This is a genomic window from Bradyrhizobium sp. P2_E8 (assembly GCF_056403875.1).
Genome location: NZ_JBFUES010000597.1, coordinates 1 through 4,728, shown reverse-complemented (window position 1 = coordinate 4,728; position 4,728 = coordinate 1). Strand labels below are relative to the sequence as shown.

At 64.1% G+C, this 4,728-nt stretch carries 4 protein-coding genes; all 4 read right to left on the bottom strand.

Annotated features, from left to right (window positions below; translation table 11 throughout):
• Positions 1-1,314: 2-oxoacid:acceptor oxidoreductase family protein (locus tag AC1D00_RS27460; protein WP_477012811.1), on the bottom strand; the 1,314-nt coding region annotated here is incomplete at its 3' end.
• Complete coding sequence (locus AC1D00_RS27455; protein ID WP_477012810.1) at positions 1,284-3,083, bottom strand: FAD-dependent oxidoreductase; 1,800 nt, start codon at positions 3,081-3,083, stop codon at positions 1,284-1,286. The genes AC1D00_RS27455 and AC1D00_RS27460, both read right to left, overlap by 31 nt.
• A 237-nt stretch (positions 3,084-3,320) precedes the next feature.
• Positions 3,321-3,998, bottom strand: a complete 678-nt coding sequence (locus tag AC1D00_RS27450; RefSeq protein ID WP_477012809.1) for a hypothetical protein — start codon at positions 3,996-3,998, stop codon at positions 3,321-3,323.
• Between the two features lie 13 nt (positions 3,999-4,011).
• The coding region (locus AC1D00_RS27445; RefSeq protein ID WP_477012808.1) for an alpha/beta fold hydrolase at positions 4,012-4,728 on the bottom strand (717 nt) is incomplete at its 5' end.

Sequence of the window (4,728 nt, the reverse complement as noted above, 5' to 3'; positions counted from 1 at the left end):
GCGGTAGGGGATGCCGTCGCCGTCGACGTCGAGATAGCGGCCGAAGTCGCGGCCTTCCTCCAGCATCTCCGCGGTCATGATCTTGCCGCGGTCATATTGCCGGGCATCGTCCCACTTCAGCGGACGGCAGAGACGGTGATTCATGCCGATGTCGAGATCGAGCATCAGGAAGATCGTGGTCTGGAGCCGCTCGGCGAGATCGAAGGCGGCGGCCGCGAACTCGAAGGCCTCCGCCGGATCCTCCGGGAACAGCAGCACATGCTTGGTGTCGCCATGCGAGGCATAGGCGCAGGCGATGATGTCGCATTGCTGGGTGCGGGTCGGCATGCCCGTGGAGGGCCCGGCGCGCTGGATGTTCATGATCACCGCGGGGATCTCGGCAAAATATGAAAGGCCGATGAACTCGGTCATCAGGGAAATGCCGGGGCCGGAGGTCGCCGTGAAGGCGCGGGCGCCGTTCCAGGAGGCGCCGATCACGATGCCGATCGAGGCCAGCTCGTCCTCGCCCTGCACGATGGCGTATTTCGCCTTGCCCGTCTCAGGGTCGTGCCGGTACTTCTTGCAATGGGCGGTGAAGGCTTCCGCCACCGACGAGGACGGCGTGATCGGATACCAGGCGCACACGGTGGCGCCGCCATAGACGGCGCCAAGCGCGGCGGCGCTGTTGCCCTCGATGAAGATGCTGTCGCCGACCTTGTCGGACTTCTTCACCCGCAGCCCGATCGGGCACTTCAGGTTCTGGAGCGCCCAGTCGCGGCCGAGATGCAGCGCGTGGACGTTGGAGGAGAGCAGCTTCTCCTTGCCCTTGTACTGCTCGCCGATCAGCTGCTCGATCAGCTTCGGGTCCATGTCGAGCAGCGCCGAGAGCGCGCCGAGATAGATGATGTTCTTGAACAGCTGGCGCTGGCGCGGATCGGTGTAGGTCGAATTGGTGATCGCGGTGAGCGGCACGCCGATCACGGTGATGTCGTCGCGGAATTTCGTCGACGGCATCGGCTTGGTGGAATCGTAGAACAGGTAGCCGCCCGGCTCGATGCCGGCGACGTCCTTGTCCCAGGTCTGCGGGTTCATCGCCACCATCATGTCGACGCCGCCGCGGGCGCCGAGATGGCCGTCTTCGGTCACCCGCACCTCGTACCAGGTCGGCAGGCCCTGGATGTTGGAAGGGAAGATGTTGCGCGGGGAGACCGGCACGCCATGGCGCAGGATCGCGCGCGCGAACATCTCGTTGGCGCTGGCCGAGCCCGATCCGTTGACGTTGGCGAAGCGGACGACGAAGTCGTTTACGCTGCTGATCGGCTTTTTGTCGGACATGCTGAACCTGCGTAAGTCATTTCGATCAAATACTTCTGCATGTCCCAGGCTCCGGTGGGACAGCGCTCGGCGCACAGCCCGCAATGCAGGCAGACATCTTCGTCCTTCACCATCACGCGCCCGGTCTTGAGATCGGAGGACACGTAGAGGTCCTGGTCGGGATGCAGCGACGGCGCCTTCAGGCGCTGGCGCAGATCGCCTTCCTCGCCATTCTCCGTGAAGGAGATGCAGTCCATCGGGCAGATGTCGACGCAGGCGTCACACTCGATGCAGAGCGAAGTCGAGAACACGGTCTGTACGTCGCAGTTCAGGCAGCGATGGGCTTCGCCGAGCGCGAGCTTGACGTCGTAGCCGAGCTCGACCTCGGTGCGGATGTCCTTCAGCGCGATCACCTTGTCGCGATGCGGCACCTTGAAGCGCTTGTCGACGGAGATGTCGTTGTCATAGCTCCATTCGTGGATGCCCATCTTCTGCGACGAGACATGCACCTCCGGCAGCGGCCGCTCGGTGATGTCCTCGCCCGACAGCAGCTTGTGGATCGACAGCGCGGCGTCGTGGCCGTGCGCGACCGCCCAGATGATGTTCTTGGGACCGAAGGCGGCGTCGCCGCCGAAGAAGACTTTCGGGTTGGTCGAGGCGAAGGTCTTGGGGTCGACCTTGGGCATGTGCCATTTGTCGAATTCGATGCCGCAGTCCTGCTCGATCCAGGGGAAGGCGTTCTCCTGGCCGACCGCGACCAGCACGTCGTCGCAGGGAATGGTCTGATCGGGGTCGCCCGAAGGCACCAGATTGCGGCGGCCTTTGGCGTCGAATTCGGCTTTGACGTGCTGGAACGTGACGCCGATGAGCTTGCCGGCGACATGCTTGAATGCCACCGGCACCATGTAGTTGAGGATCGGAATATCCTCGTGGATCGCGTCCTCCTTCTCCCAGGGCGAGGCCTTCATCTCCTCGAAGCCGGAGCGCACGATCACCGTGACTTTCTCGCCGCCGAGGCGGCGCGCGGTTCGGCAGCAATCCATCGCGGTGTTGCCGCCGCCGAGCACGATCACGCGTTTGCCGATCTTGTCGATGTGGCCGAACGAGACCGAGGACAGCCACTCGATGCCGATATGGATGTTGGCGGCGGCCTCCTTCCGGCCGGGAATGTCGAGCTCGCGGCCGCGCGGCGCGCCGGAGCCGACGAAGATCGCGTCGTATTTCTCCGCGAGCAGCGCCTTCATGCTCTCGATGCGGTGACCGCCTTTGAAGTCGACGCCGAGATTGAGGATGTAGCCGGTCTCCTCGTCGATCACCGAATTGGGCAGGCGGAATTTCGGGATCTGCGAGCGCATCATGCCGCCGGCTTCCGGATCGGCGTCGAACACGGTGCAGTGATAGCCGAGCGGCGCCAGATCACGCGCAACCGTCAGCGACGCCGGACCGCCGCCGACCAGCGCGACGCGCTTGCCGTTCTTCGACGAAGGGCGCGGCAGGCGCTGTGTGATGTCGTCCTTGAAGTCGGCTGCGACGCGCTTGAGGCGGCAGATCGCGACCGGTGTTTCCTCGACGCGGCCGCGCCGGCACGCCGGCTCGCATGGACGATCGCAGGTGCGTCCCAGAATTCCGGGAAACACGTTCGATTGCCAATTGATCATGTAGGCGTCGCTGTAGCGGCCTTGTGCAATCAGTCGGATATATTCGGGAACCGGGGTGTGCGCAGGACAGGCCCACTGGCAATCGACCACTTTATGAAAGTAGTCGGGGGCCGCGATATCGGTCGGTTTCATTCCTACCCTGTCCGCGCAGGCCCAAAGACCCCGCGGCCTTTTCTTGAGCTTGGCGAACGCTAACGCGCGTCGATCTGGTTTCTGAATGACGTCATTGAGTTAGCTTATTAGAACCGGTCCGAAGTACAACGGCAAATTTGGGGGATCACCCGCTTTCATGGGAGCTGCGCGCGCACAGCATTAACGGCTGCGCGCAAGCATGCGGCGGTGCAATATGTTGCGGTGCATGTAGGCGCGTTAGCGGTGCGCGATGTCGCACTTCGCAAGGTCCCACATCAGCGCGTAGGTACCGACGGAGACGGGAAGCGGGAAGGGCGATGCGGCGGGGCCGGTGAAGCGTTCGGCAATGACAGCCGAGACCGCGCCGACATGCGTGCCGTCGATCAGCACGAACCAGTCGCGTGCACCTTCGTTGCGCACGGCCGGGATATCCGCCGTTGCACCCGACAATTCCGGCTCGCTCTCGAGCATATGCATCGAGATGATGCCGTCGCGCTTTTCCGGCGTCAGCTTTTCTTGCAGTGCATCACGCCATGGCGCGGCGTTGCCCGGCGTCGGCCGCAGCCGCACCACGCCGAGTGCAGCTCCGCGTCCGGTGCCGTTGCTGATGGTGACGCGCGCGACGACGCGCAGCATGTCCTTGAAACGCGCCATGGTCTGCCGCGACCAGTCGGTCGGGCTCGCGAGCCGCGCCTTGTAAGGGGGGCTGTCGAGCACGTCGAGCGTCGCGGTCGAATAGAGGCAGAGATATCTGGGATTGGCGGCGTGCGCGACATAGCGCCGTGCTTCCAGGAATCCCTCGATCGCGACACGCTCTTCCAGATGCTCGCGGTCGTACCAGCGGTTGAAATCGGCCTCGTCGGCTGCGTCGATATTCATCGACGTCAGCAGCATGCCTTTCCCGGCGAGCGGCATTTTTCTTGTCCTCTCATCGCGCGGTCTTCGAAGCGAGGTCGGCGATCGACTTCATGACCGCGTCCCTCACGCCGGCATCATAGAGCGAATGCCCGGCTTCTTCCACGATGCGAATCTCGGAACCCGGCCAGACTTTCGCCAGCCGCTCGGATGTCTCAGGAGGACACAACAGATCGTAGCGGCCCTGCACGATGATGCCGGGAATGCCGGCGAGCCTCTCCGCATTCTGCAGCAGCTGGTTTGCGGTCATGAAGCTGTCGTTGACGAAGTAATGCGCTTCCATGAACGGCGTCGCCGGCAACGTGCGCCAGACGTTCAACGAGGCGAGGTCGAGCCGCGTCCTTGCGGGCTTGTGCTCGGACAGGGCGCGCTCGGTATCGTGCCAGGCCCGCGCCGCCGGTCCGTGCACGGCCGGATCGGCATCGAGGATGCGGCGCCAATAGGCGACCACCGGCCGGTCTCGCTCCTCGGGCGGCAGCACGCTGAGAAAATCCTCGTGAAGCCCGGGATAGAAATGCGGCAGGCGCACGGTGAAGCCGGCTTCGACTTCCGCCCGCGTGCCCAGGAAGGTCGCGCGCAGCGCGATGCCGCGGACGCGCTCGGGATGCGCCTCTGCATACGCGAGCGCCAGCGTCGCGCCCCAGGAGCCGCCGACCACGATCCAGCGTTCGACGCCGAACTTCTCGCGGATCTTTTCCATGTCCGCGATCAGATGCGCCGTGGTGTTGTG